The organism is Paraburkholderia sp. MM6662-R1, assembly GCF_050436245.1.
GTDB classification, from domain to species: Bacteria; Pseudomonadota; Gammaproteobacteria; order Burkholderiales; family Burkholderiaceae; genus Paraburkholderia; species Paraburkholderia tuberum.
Genome location: NZ_JBNDLV010000001.1, coordinates 163,894 through 185,446, shown reverse-complemented (window position 1 = coordinate 185,446; position 21,553 = coordinate 163,894). Strand labels below are relative to the sequence as shown.

Here is a 21,553-nt window from a genome sequence, read left to right as displayed (position 1 = left end):
ACGCGGCAACGATGCCATCGTCGACGGTAAGGGTGCTGGGCGTGCCCGCTCAACGCCCGAAAGTGGCTACCTGAAAATACCTGGAATCGGCCATTCTTATGATCCAAACGACGGACTAAGCTAACACCTGTCCGATGCATCGCATCGTCAAACCCGCCCAGGAGCCCATCATGGAACAACGTCTCGACTTCTACAAAGCCAATCCCGCCGCGATCAAATCGCTGCTCGGCGTCGAAGAGCGCATCGGCAAATCGTCGCTCGAAAAATCGCTGACCGAACTGGTGCGGTTGCGCGCGTCGCAGATCAACGGCTGCGCGTATTGCGTCGATATGCATACGGCGGACGCGCGCAAGGGCGGCGAAACCGAGCGGCGTCTCGCGACCGTCGTCGTGTGGCGCGAAACGCCGTTCTTCACGGACCGCGAACGCGCGGCGCTCGAGTGGACCGAAGCGCTCACGCTGGTGTCCCACGATCATGTGCCCGACGCGGTATGGCAGGCAGTGCGGCCGCGTTTCAGCGACGAGGAACTGGTTGACCTGACGCTGCTCGTCTCGGCGATCAATGCATGGAACCGCTTCGCGATCTCGTTCCGGAAGATGCCGGCCTGAGCGGCGGCATAACGGCAGCATGAGGCGACGCACTGCCCGCCTCACTCCCCGATCCACGACCCGCGCAGATCGCTGTCATGCAGCAACTGCAGCAGCGTGCCCGCCGGGCGACTCAAGCGCTTCGCCGCCAGCGCGATGAATTCCACCGACGGCAGCGTCGGCAGTCCGGCCGCATTCAACGGCGGCGCGAGGCCGCGCGCGGCCAGATACTGCGGCCGCACGGTGATGCCGAGTCCGCCGCGCGCGGCCGCGATACAGCCGGAATGACTGCTGCTCGTGCAGACGATCTGCCAGCTCGCGCCGGCTTCGGCGAGCGCATCGAGCACGACCGCGCGCGTCACGCTCGGCTCGGCGACCAGAATCAGCGGCAGCGGCCGACTCAGATCGACGAGCGTGCCGGTCCGCGCGAGCCATTCGAGACGCCCGGTGAAGAGCGGCACGCCGCGCCGGTCACCGAGCCGACGCTTGCCGACCAGCAGATCGATCGCGCCCGCGTCGAGCAACTCGTAGAGCCTGCCCGTCATACCGATCGTGATTTCCAGTTCGACGTCGGGATGCGCGTTGCGAAACGCCGCGAGCACGGTGGGGAGCGGGCCGAGCGCGATGTCGTCCGACGAGCCGAGCCGCACGCGCCCCCTCAGACGCGGCGCGCGAAACTGCGATTCCGCGCGCGACAGCGCCTGCAGGATCACGCTCGCATGCGCGAGCATCGCTTCGCCGTCGGGTGTCATCGCGAGCGAATGGGTGTCGCGCACGAACAGGCGCCGGCCCACGCTCTGTTCGAGGCGCCGGATATGTTCGCTGACGCTCGACTGCGTCAGGTCGAGCCGCCGCCCCGCTTCGGTGAAGCTATGGCAAGCCGCGACGGTCGAGAAGGTCTTGAGCCAGATTGGATTGAGCATGCGTGATTGTCGCGCTGCTTATCAGCGTTGTCGATAACAGTCAGCGGGCTTAGTGGGGTTCCCGATTGACGAGGATGTCAATAAGATGACGGAATTCCGCCTGGCCCCGCTCTGGCGGCGCTTTGCCGCCGCCGCGCCCACTGTCGAAAACATGACCAAGGATTCCTCTCAAACCGCCCTACTATGGATCGTCGCCGCCGGCTTCTTCATGCAGTCGCTCGACACGACGATCGTCAACACCGCGCTGCCGTCGATCGCGAACAGCCTGCGCGTCGCGCCGCTCGCGATGCAACCGGTCGTCGTCGCCTACACGCTGACGATGGCGATGCTGACGCCCGCCTCCGGCTGGCTTGCCGACCGCTTCGGCACCCGCCGCGTCTATTTCGCCGCCATTCTCGTGTTCGTGCTCGGCTCGATCTGCTGCTCGAGCGCGCACACGCTCGGCCAGCTCGTGATGGCGCGCGTGCTGCAAGGCCTCGGCGGCTCGATGCTGCTGCCGATCGGACGCCTCGCGGTGCTGCGCAGCGTGTCGGGCGAGCAATACGTGTCGGCGCTCGCGTTCATATCGATCGCGGGGCAGCTCGGCCCGATCGCCGGGCCAACGCTCGGCGGCTGGTTCGTGCAGGCGATCACGTGGCACTGGATCTTTCTGATCAACGTGCCGATCGGCGCGCTCGGTCTGTACGCGGTGCACCGCTTTCTGCCGTCGCATGACGAGGCGCAGGCGCCGCCGTTCGATGTGATCGGCTGCGCCCTGCTGTCGTCGTGCATGATCGCGTTTTCGCTCGCGATCGACGCGCCGGTCCCTTCGCATCGCGCGGCGTGGTCGGCGGGGCTGTTCGCGTTGGCCGTCGCCAGCGCGCTCGCCTACATTCCGTACGCCAGAAACCGCCGGGATCCGCTGTTCAAGCTGTCGCTGTTCGGCGAGCCGAACTTCAGCGTCGGCCTGATCGGCAACCTCGTATGCCGGGTCGGTTCGAGCGCGGTGCCGTTCCTCGTGCCGCTGCTGCTGCAATTGCAGCTCGGTTACTCGCCGCTGCACTCGGGTCTGATGATGCTGCCCGCGGCACTCGCCGGCACGCTCGCGAAACGCTGGATCGCGCCGCTCGTGCGCCGCTACGGCTACGATACGTTCCTGCTCGTCAACACGGTCATCGTCGGCTCGGCGATCGTCGCGTTCTCGCTGATTTCGCTCGGCACACCGCTCGTGATCGAAATCGCGATCCTCGCGGTGTTCGGCGCGGCCAACTCGATGCAGTTCGCGGCGATGAACAGTGTCACGCTGAAGGACCTGTCGCACGAAGACGCCGGCATGGGCAATAGCCTGTTCTCGATGGTGCAGATGCTTGCGATCGGGCTTGGCGTGTCGATCGGCGGCGGGCTCGTCAATCTGTTCGCGGCGCAATGGTCGGCGGCGCTCGGCTTCCGGCTCGCATTCGTTTGCGTCGGCGCGATCACGCTCGTGTCCGCGTGGATCTTCCGCCGCCTCGACGACCCGTCGGGCACGCGCGTGATTCGCGGCCAGGCTGCGCCGAGCGCGGCGCGTTGAGACCCGACGCGTTTCATCGCGTGCCGGCGCATGCATTCGAAAGGTCTTGGCGTTAGCATGTCGGGCATCCATGGCTACCAGGCAGGGAGCCCCGATGCCATTTGATGAGCGCGTGCTGAACGGCATGGGCGTCCTGACTGCGATCGTCGATTGCGGCAGTTTCGCGGCCGCCGGTGAAGCGCTCGACATGTCGCAATCGGGCGTAAGCCGCTCGGTCGCCCGGCTCGAAGCACGCCTCGGCATTCGTCTGTTCGACCGCACCACGCGCTCGGTCACGCTGACCGACGAAGGCCGGCGTTTCTACGAGCAGATCGTGCCGCTGCTCGGCGGACTCGAGGAAGCCGCCGCCTCCGCCGCGCACGGCGCAACCGCGGTGCGGGGCCGTCTGCGCGTCAACATGGACCCGTTCTTTTCGCGGCTCGTGCTCGGGCCGCGCCTCGGCGGCTTCATCGACAAACATCCGGACCTGCAGCTCGAACTCGTCACGCGCGACCAGTTGGGCGACATGGTCGGGGACGGCTTCGATGTCGCGATCCGCTTCGGCGACCCGCCGGTGTCGACGCTCGTCGCCCGCAAGCTGCTCGATACGCGCATCCTGACCGTCGCGGCGCCGTCGTATCTGAAGAAGCATGGCAAGCCGGCGAATCCGGGCGAGCTCGAAGACGGCCGGCATATCTGCATCAAGTTTCGCGATCCGCTCACCGGTTATCCGTTCAGCTGGGAATTCCATCGCGGCCGCAAGCAGCTCGCGCTGACGCCGCAGGGGCGGCTGACCGTCAACGACGTCGGCACGCTGCATAGCGTATGCATCGCGGGCCAGGGCATCGCGCAGATTCTCGCGCTCGGCGCGGAGTCGCTGCTTACGAGCGGCAAGCTGATCGAGCTCTTTCCGGATTGGGGCGACGAGGTGTACCCGCTGTATGCGCTGTATCCGTCACGGCACCATCCGCCGGCCAAGGTGCGCGTGTTTCTCGACTTCATCATGTCGCTGACGGGCGGCAGGCCGCGCCACGCGGTTGCCTGAGCACGGAACGTCTGTTTGCTCCCGCCCGGGTCCGCGTCTTGCTGCCGGAGGCTTGTCTTCCCTCCAGGAGAGCAGCGATGAGCAAAACGACGGAAAAATCCCAAGGCGAAGCAAAAAGCACGGCCGACAACGAATCGAAAAGCGAGGCCAGCGCCCAGACCGAGAATTCCGCGCATCCGCACCGCACCGTGCATAGCGACAACGCGAAGAGCAAGATGCCCGAGCGCCACGACGAAGGTCACAAGCAGTCTCCGGCGGACCGTCCGGGCAAAAAGTCCGGCGAGGGCGAACCGTCAGTCGGTTGAAAAAATAGAACCCTATATCAGAGCGGCCCTGGGTGCGTCGCGCACTCGGGCCGCATCACTTTTCCCTTCCAGCACCTTTCTGTAAGCAAACATTTCTTCCTCATTTTTACCGAATATTTTTTTGACGCCTTGGACTATTTTGCTGCTTGCAGCAAGGTGTGCGCCCTGCGAACCGGCTGCCGCTTTCCGCCGGTTTTTGCCGCTTCCGATCGATAAAAGGCGTCATCATGTCCAACGCGTCAAGTTCTCCCCTCGCCCGTGCGGCGCTCGCCCATGTGTCCATCTGCGTGCCCACCTGCAATCGTCCCGACCTGCTGATCGAATGCATCGACTCGTGCCTCGCGCAAAGCTATCCGCATGTCGAAATCGTGATTGGCGACGATTCGACGGACGCGCGCTCGCGGCAACTGATCTTGCAGCGTTACCGCGACGAGCCGCGCGTGCGCTACGAGAAGCACGAGCCGCCGCTTGGCCAGGCGCGCAATGTGTCGAGCCTGTTCGAGCGGGCGCGCGGCGACAAGATCCTGCTGATCCACGACGACGATCTGCTGACGAGCGACGCCGTCGACAAACTCGTGTCGTTATGGCAGCGCTATCCGCGGCTCGATGCGGCATTCGGTGCGCAATACGAAGCGGATCACGATGGCGCGATCGATCTCGCCGCGAGCGCGCGCCTGAACGAGGCGTTCCGGCGCACTCAGGCCCGCGAGGGTCTCCAGCCGCTCGCGGGCCGCACCGGCCTGATCCAGATGTTTCCGAACAACGGCTGGATGGCCGACGCGCGGCTCGTCAAGCGGGTCGGCTACGACGCGCGGTATGGCGTCTGCTGCGACTACGTGTTCGGCACCGAGCTATGCCTGGCCGCGCGCGAGGTGTTTTATCTGCACGACTATGTGTCGGTGTATCGGAAGACCGCGACGTCGGTCTCGCACAGCACGCGCGGCACGAGCATGGCCGCGACGTTGAGCGCCTATGCGTTCGTGAAGTCGCTGCGTCTGCCGGCGCCGCTCGAACCGTCGCGGCGGCAGGCGCTGCGGCGGCTCGTACCGATCGTGGTGTCGATTCACGCGAGAAACGGCGAGGCGCGCGCGGGCTGGCGCATCGCGCGCGCGCATCTGTTCGCCTACAACTACGGCTTTAGCGCGCGGCTTTACTACCATCTGCTGATGCTGGCGCGCGCGGCCTGGCGTGGCCGTCTGCCGATGCCGCGCGCCGCGGCCGATGCTGTCGCCGGCGTAGCGGCGACGCCGTCGATGGCGACGGTCGCGGCGGTTGGCGCGGCCACGGTGAATGAGGCCGCGAGGGTCGATGAGTTCGTCGACGATGGAACAGGCCGAGAGCTTGCGCGACCTGCTGCATGCGTGGGGGAGACGGATCGTCGTCAGTTGAGCGAGGCACGCTGCTCCTCGCTTGCGGATTGACGCGCAAACGTCGATGCCATGAAAAACGGCGGCCCGGTTGCCCTGGGCCGCCGCCTGAACGCTGCCACCGCGGCACGACGTTTCGCCGTGCCCGACTAGCGGTTCACGGCTCGTGCCGCAGATACCCTTCCGACGAGGGATCGCGCATGCGCAGCGACACGATACCCGCGAGTGCACACAGCGCCGTCACGTACCAGAAGAACATCGTCTCGACACCGGCGGACTTCAGCCACAGCGCGACATACTCCGCCGAGCCGCCGAAGATCGCATTGGCGAGCGCATACGACAGCCCTACGCCAAGCGCACGCACTTGCGGTGGAAACATTTCCGCCTTGATCAGGCCGCTGATCGACGTATAGAAGCTGACGATCGCGAGCGCCACCACGACCAACGCGAAGGCCGCATACGGGCTCGTCACGTCTTTCAGCGCATGCAGCAGCGGCACCGTGCCGAGCGTCGCGAACAGGCCGAAACACAGCATCGAGCGGCGCCGCCCGATGCGGTCCGACAATGCGCCGAACGCCGGCTGCATCAGCATGTAGACGAACAACGCGGCAGTCATCACCGAGCTCGCGGTCTTCGCGTGCATGCCGGCCGTGTTGACCAGGTACTTTTGCATGTAGGTGGTGAACGTATAGAGAGATCAGCGAGCCGCCGGCCGTGAAGCCGAGCACCGTCATGAACGCGCTCTTGTGCTCCCACAGCCCGCGCAGCGTGCCCGCTTCCTTGCGCTGGCGCATCGCCGCGGTGGTGGTTTCATCAAGGGATTTACGCAGATAGAGCGCGATCAACGCGGCGAAGGCGCCAATCACGAACGGCACACGCCAGCCCCACGCCTTCAGCTCTTCGGTCGTCAGCGTCTGTTGCAGGGTCACGAGCACGAGCAGCGCGCACAGTTGGCCGCCGATCAGCGTGACATACTGGAACGACGCGAAAAAGCCACGCCGGCCCTTCAACGCGACTTCGCTCATATAGGTCGCGCTGGTGCCGTATTCGCCGCCCACCGACAGCCCCTGCAACAGCCGCGCGAGCAGCAGCAACGCCGGCGCGAGCGCGCCGATCTGCGCGTAGGTGGGCAGCATCGCGATCACCAGCGAGCCGCCGCACATCATGAATACCGACACCATCATCGCGGTGCGGCGACCACGTTTGTCGGCGAGCCGCCCGAAGAACCAGCCGCCAATCGGCCGCATCAGGAAGCCCGCGGCGAACACGCCGGCCGTGTTCAGCAACTGCGTGGTCGTGTTGCCGCTCGGGAAGAACGACGGCGCGAAGTAAAGCGCCGTGAACGAATACACATAGAAGTCGAACCACTCGACGAGATTGCCCGATGAAGCGCCGACGATTGCAAAAATGCGGCGCCGTGTGTCGTGCGCCGAGGCCACGACGTATTGTTCGGTTTGGTCGTTCATGCTGGTGTCTTTCCTTATTTAAACGAGGAGGACGGTCGTGGTGCCGCCTTGATGTCGCGCGCCCAGCCTGAGCGGCCGCCGCGGGTGCGCGAATTTTACATAAATGAAAGCACAGGAAGGTTTTTTGTCAGCATGGCCTGATGAAAGCCCTGGGTCGGCCGGATTTGCGCACCAATAGAACAAAGCCCCTGCCAGTTGGGGACTGGCAGGGGCTTGACGGGCGACACGAACCGCTCAGGCGGGAGTCAGGCGGCGCTCATATTCTCACGGACGGCGGCATATACCGGCAGTCGTAGCGTTTTCTGACGATACCGTTTTCGTCGACGCTCTCGAGGTACACGTCGAACTGCCACAAGCGCGCCATGTGCTTGAGCACCTCTTCGCTATCCGACGACAGGTGCCGGTTATCGCTCATGAAATGCCGCAACGTCAGGCTGCGATCGCCGCGTGTATTGACGGCCCACACCTGAATGTTCGGCTCACGGTGATGCATGTCGTACTGCCGCGACAACGCCTGGCGCACGTACTGGTAGCCGCTATCGTCGTGAATCGCCGACACTTCGAGCGCGTCTCGCATGTCGTCGTCGAGCACCGAGAACAGGCGCATTTCGCGGATCAGATGCGGCGACAGATACTGCGCGATGAAGCTCTCGTCCTTGAAGTTGCGCATCGCGTAGTGCATCGCGGGCAGCCACGGACTGCCGGCCAGATTCGGAAACCACTTGCGGTCTTCGTCGGTAGGCGCTTCGCAGATGCGCCGGATATCGCTCATCATCGAAAAGCCCAGCGCATACGGATTGATGCCGCTGTAATACGGCTTCGTGACCGGCGGCTGATAGACGACGTTGCTGTGTGAATGGAGAAACTCCATCATGAAGCCGTCTTCGAGCTTGCCCTGGTTGTACATCGTATTGAGCAGCGTGTAGTGCCAAAACGTCGCCCAGCCTTCGTTCATCACCTGGGTCTGCCGCTGCGGATAGAAGTACTGACCGATCTTGCGCACGATCCGGATCACCTCGCGCTCCCACGCTTCGAGCAGCGGCGCGTTTTTCTCCGCGAAATACAGCAGGTTTTCCTGCGGCTCGGGCGGATAGCGCCCCTCGACCTCTTCGGGCAGCGGCGTATGGCGCGTGGGCAACGTGCGCCACAACTCGTTGACCTGCGACTGCAGATACGCCTCACGTTCGCGACGCGCGGCGAACTCTTTCTGGAGCGACAGCTTCTGCGGACGCTTGTAGCGGTCCACGCCGTAATTCATCAGCGCGTGGCACGAGTCGAGCAATTCCTCGACGCGATCGAGCCCATAGCGCTCCTCGCATTCCGCGATGTAATTCTTTGCGTAGACGAGGTAGTCGATGATCGCGTGCGCGTCCGTCCATAAGCCGAACAGATAGTTGCCCTTGAAGAACGAGTTGTGACCGTAGGCCGCATGCGCGATGACGAGCGCCTGCATCGTCATCGTGTTCTCTTCCATCAGATAGGCGATGCAGGGGTTCGAATTGATGACGATCTCGTACGCGAGCCCCATCTGGCCGCGGCGATAGCTTTTTTCGGTAGCAAGGAAATGTTTGCCGAACGACCAGTGACGGTAGTTCACCGGCATGCCGACGGACGCATAGGCATCCATCATCTGTTCGGCGCTGATGAGTTCGAGCTGGATCGGATATACGTCGAGCTCGTATTGCTCCGCAACACGGGCAATATGCGAGTCGTACTCTTCGATCAAGTCGAAGGTCCAGTCGGACGGGCACGGCAGAGGCCGTCTATCGGCTACGTTCATACGGACTTCCCTTTGCCCTCGTTGGGCGTTCCGGTGTGTCCCGTGCTCCAGCATCGCGGACTGCTCCGGCGTGAGCGGCTCCCGTGCTGGCCGCTCCTGCCTCGGCATGCCCCGACTGTCGCTGCGGCACGCCTTTGTTGCGCTGCGGCGCGGTCATACGGCGGGTCACCCCTTGTCGTACGAATCGCCGCGCGCTTCGTCATTCAGGCGCTTCGTGCGCCACCAGCATCCCATCACGAAGTCGCCGCCTGCTTCTCGAACAGCTCGCGAAACACCGGATAAATATCGGCCGCGGTTTCGACCTTCTTCATCGCCATGTGCGGTTGCGACAGCGCCAGTTGCGCGTATTCGAGCCACAGATTCTGCTCTTCGGGCGTCACCTGAATATACGCAAAATACCGCACCTTCTCCAGGATGTCATCCGAGAGTATTTTGCGGCACTTCGGCGAGTCGTCGGTCCAGTTGTCGCCGTCGGACGCCTGGGCGCCGTAAATGTTCCATTCAGTCGGCGAGTAGCGCTCGTCCATCACCTTGCGCATCAGCTCGAGCGCGCTCGACACCACGGTGCCGCCGCTTTCGGTCGAGTGGAAAAACGTGTCTTCGTCGACTTCCTCGGCGCGCGTGTGGTGGCGGATGAACACGACTTCGATGCGCTCGTAGTTACGCTTCAGGAACAGGTACAGCAGGATGAAGAAGCGCTTCGCGAGATCCTTGCGCTGCTCGTCCATCGAACCGGACACGTCCATCAGGCAAAACATCACCGCCTGGCTCGACGGCGTAGGCTGCTTCACGCGATTCACGTAGCGCAGATCGAACGGATCGATGAACGGAATCCGCCAGATGCGTCCTTTCAGATGGTGGATGTCGTCTTCGAGTAGCTTGATCTCGTCGCGGCGATCGGCGGGATCGGCCTTCAACTCTTCCAGTTGCCGCTCCATTTCGTGCAGCTGGTTGACGAGCGGCGCGCCGAGCGCGATGCGCCGGCCGAGCGCGCTGCGCAACGAGCGCACCACGTCGATATTGTTTGGCGTGCCCTCCGCGGCCCAGCCCGCGCGGACGCTTTTCCACGTCGGCACGGCCATCAGATGGGTCTTGACGAGACGCGGCAGTTCGAGGTCGTCGAAGAAATACTGCATGAACTCTTCGCGGCTCAGCTCGAACACGAAGTCGTCCTGACCCTCGCCCTCGTTGCTGGCCTGACTGCCTCCGCCGCCGCCACCGCCGCCTTGCGGGCGCTTGATCTTGTCGCCGCGGATGTAGTCCGAGTTGCCGGGATGCACCATCTCGCGCCGGCCGCCCGGTCCATGACGGAACGACGGCTCCGCGATGTCCTTGCGCGGAATGGTGATGCTCTGGGTGTTCTGGATGTCCTTGATGCTGCGATCGCGCACCGCCTCCGAAACGGCACGACGAATATAGTTTTTGACGCGGCGCAAAAAGCGCTCACGGTTCGCAATACTCTTGTTCTTGCCTGCCAACCTGCGGTCGATGATTTGATGAAGCACGCCCGGTCTCCCGTCCATGCAACCGCGATTCCCTGCGGCCGCACTAATATTTCGGGTGCGCGAGACGCCCGCCGCGCAGTGCAATGCTATGCGGCTTGCGCCTCGCCGGTTGCCCGTACGGTCGAACCGTACGGGCGGCACACCATGAGTATCATGCGCGCATCATGACGACTTGCGCACGCGCAGATACCAGTCGCACAGCAAGCGCACCTGCTTCGGCGTATAGCCCTTCGCCACCATGCGATTGACGAAGTCTTCATGCTTGCGCTGCTCTTCGGCCGAGCCTTTCGCGTTGAACGAGATCACCGGCAACAGCTCTTCCGTGTTCGAGAACATCTTCTTTTCGATCACGACGCGCAGCTTCTCGTAGCTGATCCACGCGGGGTTCTTGCCCGCATTCGCAGCCCGCGCACGCAGCACGAAATTCACGATCTCGTTGCGGAAGTCCTTCGGATTGCTGATGCCCGCGGGCTTCTCGATTTTCTCCAGCTCGGCGTTCAACGCGGCACGGTCGAAGCTCTCGCCGGTGTCGTGGTCGCGGAACTCCTGATCCTGGATCCAGAAGTCCGCATACGTGACATAGCGGTCGAAGATGTTCTGACCGTACTCGGAGTACGACTCCAGGTACGCGGTCTGAATCTCCTTGCCGATGAACTCCGCATAGCGCGACGCGAGCACGTCCTTGATGAAGGACAGATACTTCTGCTCGGTTTCCGGCGGGAACTGCTCGCGTTCGATCTGCTGTTCGAGCACGTACATCAGATGCACCGGATTGGCCGCGACCTCGGTCGAGTCGAAGTTGAACACGCGCGACAGAATCTTGAACGCGAAGCGGGTCGACACGCCGGTCATGCCTTCGTCGACGCCCGCGAAGTCGCGATACTCCTGATACGACTTCGCCTTCGGGTCCGTGTCCTTCAGATTCTCGCCGTCGTAGACCTGCATCTTCGAGAACAGGCTCGAGTTCTCCGGCTCGTGCAAACGCGTGAGCACGGACAACTGCCCCATCATCTTCAGCGTGCCCGGCGCGCAGACCGCGCTGGCGAGCGACGAGTTGCGCAGCAGCTTCTCGTAAATCTTGACCTCTTCGCTATAGCGCAGGCAGTACGGCACCTTGACGACGAAGATCCGGTCGAGCAGTGCCTCGTTGTTACGGTTGTTGCGGAATGCCTTCCATTCCGATTCGTTCGAGTGAGCGAGGATGATGCCGTCGAACGGAATCGCGCCGAAGCCTTCCGTGCCCTTGAAGTTGCCTTCCTGGGTCGCCGTGAGCAGCGGGTGCAACACCTTGATCGGCGCCTTGAACATTTCGACGAACTCGAGCAGGCCCTGATTGGCGAGGCACAGGCCGCCCGAGTAGCTGTACGCGTCGGCATCGTCCTGCGCGTACTGTTCGAGCTTGCGGATGTCGACCTTGCCGACCAGCGACGAAATGTCCTGATTGTTCTCGTCGCCCGGTTCGGTCTTCGAGATAGCGATCTGGCGAAGGATCGACGGATAGCGGCGCACCACGCGGAACTTGCGGATGTCGCCGTTGTATTCGTGCAGGCGCTTGACCGCCCACGGACTCAGAATGCCTCGCAGGTAGCGACGAGGAATGCCATATTGCTCTTCGAGGATCGGACCGTCTTCCTCGTAGTCGAACAGACCGAGCGGCGATTCGTTGACGGGCGAGCCCTTGATCGCATAGAACGGCACGCGTTCCATCAATTGCTTCAGACGTTCCGCGATCGACGACTTGCCGCCGCCGACCGGTCCTAACAGATACAGGATCTGCTTCTTTTCTTCGAGCCCCTGGGCCGAATGCCGGAAGTAGGCGACCACCTGCTCGATCACCTCTTCCATTCCGTAGAATTCACGGAATGCGGGGTATACCTTGATGACCTTGTTCGCGAAGATACGCGATAAACGCGGATCGTTGCGAGTGTCGATCTGTTCCGGTTCTCCGATTGCCGTCAACATGCGTTCGCCCGCAGTGGCGTACGCGGCGGGATTGTCTTTGCAGAGCGCGAGATACTCCTCGAGCGAGAGTTCGTCCTCCCGTGTTTTCTCGAAGCGGGTCGCGAAACTGCTGTAGATATCCATGCTACCTCCTCGCCGAAGTCTGGGGCGATGTCGTGCGCGGCGCGCTATTCGGAAACGACATCGCTCGAATTCATCCTAAACCCTTTTAAATTTTTTTTCACGGACTACGTTGCGAAAATCGCGCCGTAACCGCCAACCTACAATCCTCACCTGGAAACAGAGATTCAACCACCTACAATTTTTTTTGCTCACGCAGCAACCAGTCACCTCATCTGCTGCACCGCTGTATCGCTACTTTCTTCAGCACCGCATCGCTATTCAGTGCTCCTGCAGGACTTCGCCGGACCGCTGCATCGCGTCAAGTCACCGCGTTGCTATTGCACATCCCGTACCCGCACCGTCGATCCTCCACCAAAATGCGGCTGTCTGCGCACGCACACTTCGTCACCAAAAGCATGCACGTGATGAGCTCGCGGCGCTCTCATAGGTGTGGAAGCGGCAAGTTGCAACAAATGCATTCGATCGGTTGACGATTCAAAGACTGCCACCGTTTCAAATCCGCCAAAATAAAAACGGCTGCACGCGGGCAGCCGTTTGGAATCAAGCGTTGTAATTTGCGGTTACAAGCGCCGCAGCATCGATCAGGTCAGTTCAATTTCCACTTCACCCAATCCGTCGATATGGCCACGCACGATGCCGGGTTCGTCGATCTTGTGCGCGCCGACGTATGAACCGGTGGTCAAGGTCCAGTTGCGCTCGATCGTGATGCCCATCGCCGCGCAATGGTTGACGAACCACACGAGCAGCTCGCGCGGATCGCCTGCCGGATTGCCGGTCACTTCCGGTATCAGCGAGCGGCCGTTGAAACTCAGCTCCAGTTCCGGCGACACGAAGTCGAAGCCGCGCGCGAGGCTCGCATAGACGGCCGGATGGCCGGTGATCAGCGCGCCGTTGTTCTGCGCGTCGGCCAACTGCGCGAGCGGCGCGACGTTCGGCCATTCGGCGAAGCGGCTGTCGACAATCTCGATGGCCGGCAGCACGGCGCCGACCTTCGACAGTACCTCGTCGCGCGCATACGCCTGAGCGCGCGGCTCGATCGTCACGTCGAAGCGGAACGCGATCTCGAGCTCCACCAGCACGCGAAAGAAGCCGTCATGCGCGAGCCTCGCTGGCGATGGCATCACCAGCGAGGCCGGAATCGGTGCGCCCGACGCGGCGCCGCCCGGCGACTTCGCGCCGATCTTCCACGCGCCGGTCGACTCGCCGAGGCCCACGATCACCGCCTGCTGGATCGCGTAGGCGGTCGCCGCGTCGGGCGGCAGGCTGTCGGGTGCGGGCGCGTCGATCGGCCGGCGCTGCCGGCGCGCCTCGACGAGGCGTTGCGCAAGATCGTATCGCGTCATGTCGGTTCCTTGTGGCTGGCGCATGGCAGGGTTCGCAGGACGTAGCAATATGTGGGAACCACCTGTTGGAGGTGCGGGCAGCCGCGCGCCGCGCAAACGGATCGGGGCCGTGCCCGTCAATGTACCGGATCGCGACACGCGCCGGTGAAAGGCGGCGGCGCGCAAACGTTAATTCTTGCCGGAGCTGAAAAAAACCGCGCATGGGGTGTCCAGGCGCGGCTTTTCGCGAAGCGATCGTCGCGGGTGCGACGCGGACGCCGGACAGCTAGCGAACGGGAACGGCGCGTCTCGACTCACCTGACGCACGACAGCGCCGCTGCCCATGTACACCTGATCCGAGCCAGCTCAGAAGGTCTCCCAATCCCGATCGCTGCCGGCCGTCGCCGCGGACCTGGCCGGCGCGCGCGTGGGCGTGGGCGTGGAGGCGGCCGCTACCGGCGGCGCGACAGCGGCCGCGGCCGGGATCGATGACTTCGCCGGCAACGCCGCCTGGGCCGTCGCCAGCGTGAGCTTGCGTGCGCGTGTAGCGACCGGGCTCGCGGACACCGGGCGCTTCGGCGCCGCAAGCGCCGACGCCGCTTCGTGACCGCCCCGGCCGCTGTCGTCGACCTGGAACACCGCGACCGCGCTGCGCAGCCGCGCCGCCTGCTCCTCGAGCGACGACGCGGCGGCGGCCGCTTCCTCGACGAGCGCCGCATTCTGCTGCGTGACCTCGTCCATCTGCGTGACCGCGCGCGCGACCTGGTCGATGCCGCCGCTCTGCTCCTCCGACGCCGCCGCGATCTCGCCCATGATGTCGGTCACACGCTGCACCGCGCCGATGATTTCGCTCATCGTGCGGCCGGCCTCGTCGACGAGCGCCGAGCCCGACTGCACGCGCTCGACCGACGTATCGATCAGCTCCTTGATCTCCTTGGCCGCCGCCGACGAACGCTGCGCGAGGCTGCGCACTTCGCCCGCGACGACCGCGAAGCCGCGCCCCTCCTCGCCGGCGCGCGCCGCCTCGACGGCTGCATTCAACGCGAGGATGTTGGTCTGGAAGGCAATGCCTTCGATGATCGAGATGATGTCGGCGATCTTCGCCGAGCTCTGGTTGATGTCGCCCATCGTGCCGACCACCTGGCCGACCACCGCGCTACCCTTGTTGGCGATCTCGGACGCGTTGGCCGCGAGCGCGCTCGCCTGGCGCGCGTTGTCGGCATTCTGCCGCACCGTGCCGGTCAGCTGCTCCATGCTCGAGGCGGTTTCCTGCAGCGCCGACGCCTGCTCCTCGGTCCGCGACGACAGGTCGATGTTGCCCGCCGCGATCTGGCGCGTCGCGGTCGCGATCGACTCGCTACCGCCGCGCACGCTGCGCACCGTTTCGGTGAGGCTGCGCTGCATTCTGGCGATTCCTTCGAGCAGTTGCCCCATTTCGTCGCGCGATGTCGCGATCACCGGACGACGCAGATCGCCGGCCGCAATCGCATCGAAGTGGCCGAGCGCTTCGTCGAGCGGACGCGCGATCGAGCGGCTCAGCGTCAGATACGACAGCGCCGCCGCCAGCACGCCGACCACCAGCGCGCCGATGCTGACCACGCGGAAGGTCTGGAAACTGCTCTGCGCGGAGTCGAAGCCCTCCCTGGCCGAATCGAACTGGTATTTGCGCAGCGCGTCGTCGGCGCCGACGAGGTCGTTGAAGACGACCTGCAGATTCTTCGCGTGCTCGACCAGCTTGCCCTGATCGTTCGCCGTGATCGCCGCCGCGAACGTTTCGAGTTGCTGATGCAGCGCATTGCGCTTCGCGGCGACGTCCTGCGCAAGCCGGTCTTCGTCCGCGTCGCGTGGCAGATCGAGATATTTTTTCCACCACATGTCGGACGTGCCCCCGAGCATGCGCCCGCGCTCGATGGTGGTGGCCGCTTCCGGCGTGCCGACCAGGAACGCGGCGCGGTCGAGCGCGAGTCGTTCGCGCGCCGCGTAGATTTCCGCGTTGCCGATGTTCACCGCGCCCGGCATCGCGTTGGTGAACGTGTCCTCATACGCGTCGTTCGAACGGCTCATGCCGAACAGACCGAAAACGCCGATCGCAACCAGCAACGCGGCGAGGAACGCCATCGTGAGGCCAATTCGCGCCTTGATCGTGATGCCTTTATTCAACATGCTTGATCCTGTGTGCTGTACTCAATGAGAGGCTGCTGCCTACGCAGCATGGGAGCGGCGTGTGTTGGGTCCGGCGCTTTTTTGAAAGAGCGCTCTAATTTCCGTTTACGGCAGCGCACTCATAGACTTGAAGCATTTAAAAGGTATGAACAAAGACGTTGTAAGACGTTGAAAGCAAGTTGACTGCAAATGAGTGTGTTCGCGGCGCGCAGGGAAACGCGGCGATATTCGTCAAAGCACGATTTTTGACGTTGTGTTGGCGGGAATGGGTGGAGATGCGAGCCGTTCGGAGTCGCCCGAAGCGGTGGCAGGACAGTTCGATCAGGCAGCGTGCGCGGTGCCAATGCCGCCGCGGCATCAGTCCGATGCGTCGAGCTCGGAGCGCGTCGGAATCGATGGCTGTGCGCCCGCGCGCGTCACCGATAGCGCGGCGGCGCGCTGCGCGAAGCGGATCGCCGCATCGACGCTCGCGCCCTGCGCGAGCTGCGCCGCGAAGCCGCCGATGAAGGTGTCGCCGGCCGCGGTCGTGTCGACCGCCTCGACGCGCGGCGCGTCGTACAGCGTCGCGGCCGCGCCTTCGAGCGACGCATGCACGCCGCGCGCACCGAGCGTGACCAGCACGTTGCGCGCGCCGGCCGCACGCAATGCGGCGGCGGCCCGTGCGGCGTCCGCGGGCGAGTCGACGGGGAGACCGCTCAGCGCGGCGGCTTCGAGTTCGTTCGGAATCAGGTAGTCGATCAGCGGCAGCCAGTCGGCCGGCAACGGGGCGGTGGCGGGCGCCGGATTCAGGATCACGGTCTTACCGAGCCGCCGCGCCGCCGCCAGCGCCGCGCGCACCGATTCGGGCGGGGTTTCGAGCTGACAGATCACGACGGCGGCGGCGGCGAGCGTCGCTTCGTGTCGCGCGATGGTGGCCGGCGTGAGCTCGCCGTTGCTGCCCGCGACGATCACGATCGTGTTCTGGCTCGCATCGTCGACGACGATCAGCGCAACACCGCTCGGCTCCCTGCCGGTTTCGAGCGCGGCGCAGTCGATGCGCTCCGCTTCGAGGCCCGCGCGCAGCTGCGCGCCATTCGCATCGGCACCGACGCAGCCGAGCATCGACACCTGCGCGCCGAGCCGCGCGGCCGCGACCGCCTGGTTGCCGCCCTTGCCGCCCGCGACCTGCGCGAAGCCGCGGCCGGCCAGCGTCTCGCCCGGTTGGGGCAGGCGTGGCGAACGCACCACGAGGTCCATGTTCAGACTACCGACCACCGTGACGCGTGCGCGCGTTGGGTTGCTTGCCACTCGAGTGTCCTCCGTTGCGCGACGGGTCGCGTCGCGATTGCGCGCGCGTCCTTCGAGCACCCCTCATGCGTCCTTGATCCGGCGCATCAGGCCGCCAGATCCCGCCGTTCCTCGCCCGCCCATGTCGCGGTGGACTCCCGCACGATCAGCCGCGGCGACACCACGCGGCGGCGCGCAGGCGCTCGCGTGGTGCTGTTCGACGACGCCTCGGCGATTCGGTCGATCAGCGTCTGCGCGGCCGTGTCGCCAAGCGCGCGCACCGACTGTCCGACCGTCGACAGCGACGGGAACGTGAAGCGGCCCAGCTCGATATCGTCGAAACCGATGATCGAGCAATCGCGCGGCACGCTGATATTGCGCTCCGCCGCCGCGCGCAACGCGCCGATGCCCATCATGTCGTTGCCCGCGAAAATCGCCGACGGCCTGACCGTATCGAACAGCTGCGCGGCCGCGCGATGTCCGCCCGTCCCCGAAAAATCGCTTTCGACGATCGCATCGGCCGGAATCTCGATGCCACGCTCGGCCATCGCGCGAATGAAGCCGTGCACCCGCATCGCGCTGACCGCGGTCTGCACCGGCCCCGTGATGCAACCGATCCGCACATGCCCGAGCTCGAGCAGATGCCGGGTGGCCAGATACGCGCCCTTCTCGTGATCGATCTGCACGAGGTCCGCGCTGACTCCCTCGATGTTGCGGTCCACCACCACGAGCGGCTCGCGCGCGTCGGCGAGCGCCTGCGCGAGCACGGCGTCGTCGCCGGCCGACGCGACGATCAATCCGTCGATGCGTTTTTCCTGCAGCACGCGCAGATAGTTGCGCTGCTTCGCGGGGTCATCGTCGGAGTTGCAGAAGAACACGCAGTAGCCATTGCGCGCGCAGCCATCCTCGATACCGCGCGCGAGCTCCGCGAAATACGGGTTCGTGCTGTTCGGCACCACCAGTCCGATCGTCGCGGTCGTGCGCGCCTTCAGCGAGCGCGCGACCGCCGACGGCACATAGTGCAGTTGACGGATCGCGTGCTCGACTTTCGCGCGCGCATCGGCCGACACCGGCCGCGAGTTGTTCACGACGTGCGATACCGTCGTGAACGACACGCCCGCCACCGCCGCTACATCCTTGATCGTCGTCATAACCTGTTGCTCTCCTGTCGAACGGAGTTAGCGCTTTAGCGCTTACTCCGGTCCCATGCAGTTTCATCGCGGTCGAACGGAGTTAGCGCTTTAGCGCTTACTCCGATCCCATGCAGTTTCATCGCGGTCGAACGGAGTTAGCGCTTTAGCGCTTACTCCGATCCCATGCACTCAATCATCGTTGCGCCGCGGCTCCCATCTCAGGCGCGTTTGCGACGGCTGCGGTACGTATCGAGCACCACCGCCACCACGATCACCGCGCCGGTGATCATGCGCTTGGTCGGCTCGTTCGCGCCGATCTGCGCGAGGCCCGCCGCCAGCACCGAAATGATCAGCACGCCAAAGAACGTGCTGATAACCGAACCACGCCCGCCCATCAGACTCGTGCCGCCGATCACGACCGCCGCGATCACCTGCAGCTCCACGCCGACACCCGCATTCGGATCGGCCGCCTCGAGCCGCGAGATCTGGAACAGCGCCGCGAGTCCGGACAGCGCGCCCATCAGCGCGAACACGATCACCTTGTACGGCCGCGGATTGACGCCCGCGAGCCGTACCGCTTCCTCGTTGGTGCCGATCCCGATCAGATAGCGCCCGAACACCGTGCGCGTCAGCACCAGTTGCGCGATCACCATCACCGCGACCGCCATCAGAAAGGCCGGCGAGATGCCAAGCGCGATCGGGTTCGACAGAAAATCGAACGCATCGCCGATATACGCGGTGCGCGAATTGGTCATCTGATACGCCATGCCGCGCGCCGCCTCGAGCACGCCGAGCGACACGATGAACGACGGAATTCGCCAGCCCACCGTCACCGCGCCGGTCACGGTGCCGGTCAGCGCCGCGACCGCGACCCCGAGCAACGCGCCGGCAGCTGGCCCCCAGCCCCACTTCAGCGTCACCACGCTGACCACCGACGCCCCGAGCGCGAGCACCGAGCCCACCGACAGATCGATCCCCGCGATGATCAGCACGAAGGTCATGCCGACCGACATCACGACGAGATCCGGAATCTGGTTCGCGATCGTGCTGAACGTGTCGTAGGTCAGAAAGTGCGAACTCAGCAGCGAGAACAGCACGATCATCGCGAGCAGCGCGCCGGCGAGGCCCAGGTAGTTCGAAAAGCCGAGCCGCGTGCCGGCCGGCTTGCCGCTCGCGAGCGGCGCCGACCGATCGGCGGGCGGCGTCACGGCGGGCGCGTCCGGCGCACCGCCCTGCTTGCCGTCCTGCTTGCCGTCCTGCTTGCCGTCCTGCTTGCCGTCCTGCTGGCCGTCCTGTTTGACACCCGTCGCCTCGCGCCACGATTGATCGGTCATCACAGACTCCCTGCTTCGTTGACGCCGTGCGTGTGCAGCAGCGCGTCACGGCCGCGGTAGCCGGCGAACGCAGCCGCGAGCAGCGCATCCTGGCTCCAGCTCGCGCGCTCGAACACGCCTGTCATGCTGCCCGCCGACATCACGCCGATCCGGTCGCAGATCAGCATCAGTTCGCGCAGATCGCTCGACACCACGACGAGCGCGCGGCCGTCGCGCGCGAGCGCGCCCATCAGGCCGTAAATATCGAACTTCGCGCCGACGTCGATGCCGCGCGTCGGTTCGTCGAACAACAGCACGCGGCAGTCGCGCGCGAGCCAGCGGCCGATCACGACCTTCTGCTGGTTGCCGCCCGACAGCTCGCCGACAACCTGCGCGGGCCCCGAGCTGCGAATCCGCATCGCGGCGATCTGCTGGTGCGCCAGCGCGTTCTCGCGCTCCGCGTCGACGAGGCCGTGCCGCGCGACGCTGCCGAGATTGCCGAGCGACAGGTTGGCCGCGATCGGTTGCGGCAGCAGCAGGCCTTCGCCCTTGCGGTCTTCGGTGATCAGCGCGATACCCGCGCGTACCGCGTCCGCCGGCGAGTCGATTTGCACCGGCGTAGGCGGCGCGCCCGGCGTCGCGGCGAGCGACACGCTGCCGCCGTCCTTGCGGTCGGCGCCGTAGATGAGCCGCATCAGCTCGGTGCGGCCCGCGCCGATCAGTCCGCTCACACCGAAAATCTCGCCCGCGCGCACCTCGAACGACACGTCGCGCACGACCTTGCCGCGCGCGAGCCGCTCCACTTTCAGGAGCGGCGCGCCGATGTTGCGCTCGCCGAGATCGATATGCTCGCCGAGCTCGCGGCCGACCATCCACGTGACGATCTGCTCGCTCGTCAGGTTCGCCATCGCGTCGACATGCACGAGGCGCCCGTCGCGCAGCACCGCGACCCGTTCGGCGACCCGCGCCAGCTCTTCGAGCCGGTGCGAGATATAGACGAGCGCGACGCCGCGAGCCTTGAGCCGCCCGATCTGCTCGAACAGCAGATCGACTTCGCGCGCGGTCAGCATCGCGGTCGGCTCGTCGAGGATCAGCACGCGGCAGTCGTCGATCAGGTTGCGGGCGATCTCGACCATCTGCTGATGACCGATGCCCAGTTCGCCGACCAGCGTGTCGGGATCGATCGCGTCGAGCCCGACCTGCGCCATCGCCTCGCGCGCGTTCTCGCGCAGCTTGCCGCGATCGATCCAGCCGAAGCTGAACGCGCCCGCACGCGGCAGCCGGTTCAGGAACAGGTTCTCGGCGACCGACAGCGTAGGCAGTAGATTCAACTCCTGCATGACCATGCGCACGCCGAGCGCCTCGGCCTCGGTGCGGCTCGCGGGCGCGTACGGCGCGTCGGCAAGGCGCATCGTGCCCGCGCTCGCTTCGACCAGCCCGCCGATGATCTTCGACAGCGTGCTCTTGCCCGCGCCGTTCTCGCCGGTCAACGCCAATACCTCGCCCGCTCGCAGCGACAGCGATACGTCGGCGAGCACGGGTTCGGCATACGTCTTGCCGATGCCGCTGACGCTCAGTACGACAGGCAAGGCGTCGTGGTCGGTCGAATCCATCGCGCTCCTGGTTGCATGGCGCTTCTGGCGCCTTCGTGGCGCCCCATTGCGCGGAATGCACAGCTGCTCATGGCCGCGCTCCCTCTCACCACGCGAGCCGCCGTCATGACGCTTATCTCTGGGATTAACGGCGGTGCGGCGGGATTCTTGAG

General features: G+C 64.8%; 15 protein-coding genes and 1 pseudogene. 5 read left to right on the top strand and 11 right to left on the bottom strand.

Annotated elements, in window-relative coordinates:
• Positions 1-170 precede the first annotated feature (170 nt).
• Positions 171-608, top strand: a complete 438-nt coding sequence (locus OKW39_RS00785) for a carboxymuconolactone decarboxylase family protein (RefSeq protein WP_090805270.1) — start codon at positions 171-173, stop codon at positions 606-608.
• A gap of 41 nt (positions 609-649) precedes the next feature.
• On the opposite strand, the gene OKW39_RS00780 is transcribed toward OKW39_RS00785, so the two are convergent.
• Positions 650-1,510 carry a LysR family transcriptional regulator gene (locus OKW39_RS00780; protein WP_429334710.1) on the bottom strand — a complete coding sequence of 287 codons (861 nt, stop codon included), beginning with the start codon at positions 1,508-1,510 and terminating at the stop codon, positions 650-652.
• 151 nt (positions 1,511-1,661) lie between these two features.
• Here OKW39_RS00780 and OKW39_RS00775 point away from each other — a divergent pair, with 151 nt between their 5' ends.
• From OKW39_RS00775 to OKW39_RS00760, 4 genes are all read left to right on the top strand, one after another.
• Positions 1,662-3,059: a DHA2 family efflux MFS transporter permease subunit gene (locus tag OKW39_RS00775; RefSeq protein ID WP_090805815.1), complete on the top strand. Its 1,398-nt coding sequence runs from the start codon at positions 1,662-1,664 to the stop codon at positions 3,057-3,059.
• A gap of 94 nt (positions 3,060-3,153) precedes the next feature.
• Positions 3,154-4,083, top strand: coding sequence for a LysR family transcriptional regulator (locus OKW39_RS00770; RefSeq protein ID WP_090805275.1), 930 nt, complete (start codon positions 3,154-3,156; stop codon positions 4,081-4,083).
• Between the two features lie 77 nt (positions 4,084-4,160).
• Positions 4,161-4,388: a hypothetical protein gene (locus OKW39_RS00765; protein WP_429561816.1), complete on the top strand. Its 228-nt coding sequence runs from the start codon at positions 4,161-4,163 to the stop codon at positions 4,386-4,388.
• Between the two features lie 227 nt (positions 4,389-4,615).
• Positions 4,616-5,809, top strand: a complete 1,194-nt coding sequence (locus tag OKW39_RS00760) for a glycosyltransferase family 2 protein (protein WP_429334713.1) — start codon at positions 4,616-4,618, stop codon at positions 5,807-5,809.
• A gap of 103 nt (positions 5,810-5,912) precedes the next feature.
• On the opposite strand, the pseudogene OKW39_RS00755 reads toward OKW39_RS00760, so the two are convergent.
• The 10 genes and pseudogenes from OKW39_RS00755 to OKW39_RS00710 form a co-directional block, all read right to left on the bottom strand.
• Positions 5,913-7,221, bottom strand: a pseudogene (locus OKW39_RS00755) (MFS family transporter).
• A 256-nt stretch (positions 7,222-7,477) separates the two neighbouring features.
• Positions 7,478-9,001 (bottom strand): SpoVR family protein, encoded by a 1,524-nt coding sequence (locus OKW39_RS00750; protein ID WP_429360948.1) that lies wholly within the window; start codon positions 8,999-9,001, stop codon positions 7,478-7,480.
• Positions 9,002-9,234: 233 nt separating this feature from the next.
• Positions 9,235-10,506, bottom strand: coding sequence for a YeaH/YhbH family protein (locus OKW39_RS00745; RefSeq protein WP_090805817.1), 1,272 nt, complete (start codon positions 10,504-10,506; stop codon positions 9,235-9,237).
• A gap of 162 nt (positions 10,507-10,668) precedes the next feature.
• Positions 10,669-12,591 (bottom strand): PrkA family serine protein kinase, encoded by a 1,923-nt coding sequence (locus OKW39_RS00740; protein WP_090805283.1) that lies wholly within the window; start codon positions 12,589-12,591, stop codon positions 10,669-10,671.
• 581 nt (positions 12,592-13,172) lie between these two features.
• A complete protein-coding gene (locus OKW39_RS00735; RefSeq protein WP_090805819.1) occupies positions 13,173-13,934 on the bottom strand; it encodes a 2-keto-4-pentenoate hydratase in 762 nt (253 codons plus the stop codon).
• 345 nt (positions 13,935-14,279) lie between these two features.
• The gene (locus OKW39_RS00730; protein ID WP_429561815.1) at positions 14,280-16,076 is read right to left on the bottom strand and encodes a methyl-accepting chemotaxis protein; all 1,797 of its coding nucleotides are present in this window, start codon (positions 16,074-16,076) and stop codon (positions 14,280-14,282) included.
• A gap of 357 nt (positions 16,077-16,433) precedes the next feature.
• Positions 16,434-17,363, bottom strand: a complete 930-nt coding sequence (gene rbsK, locus OKW39_RS00725) for a ribokinase (protein ID WP_090805821.1) — start codon at positions 17,361-17,363, stop codon at positions 16,434-16,436.
• 86 nt (positions 17,364-17,449) lie between these two features.
• Positions 17,450-18,493 (bottom strand): LacI family DNA-binding transcriptional regulator, encoded by a 1,044-nt coding sequence (locus OKW39_RS00720; protein ID WP_429360940.1) that lies wholly within the window; start codon positions 18,491-18,493, stop codon positions 17,450-17,452.
• Between the two features lie 200 nt (positions 18,494-18,693).
• Positions 18,694-19,809 (bottom strand): ABC transporter permease, encoded by a 1,116-nt coding sequence (locus OKW39_RS00715; RefSeq protein WP_429561814.1) that lies wholly within the window; start codon positions 19,807-19,809, stop codon positions 18,694-18,696.
• The gene (locus tag OKW39_RS00710; RefSeq protein WP_429561813.1) at positions 19,809-21,401 is read right to left on the bottom strand and encodes a sugar ABC transporter ATP-binding protein; all 1,593 of its coding nucleotides are present in this window, start codon (positions 21,399-21,401) and stop codon (positions 19,809-19,811) included. Before OKW39_RS00710 ends, OKW39_RS00715 begins: the two co-directional genes overlap by 1 nt.
• Positions 21,402-21,553: the final 152 nt, after the last annotated feature.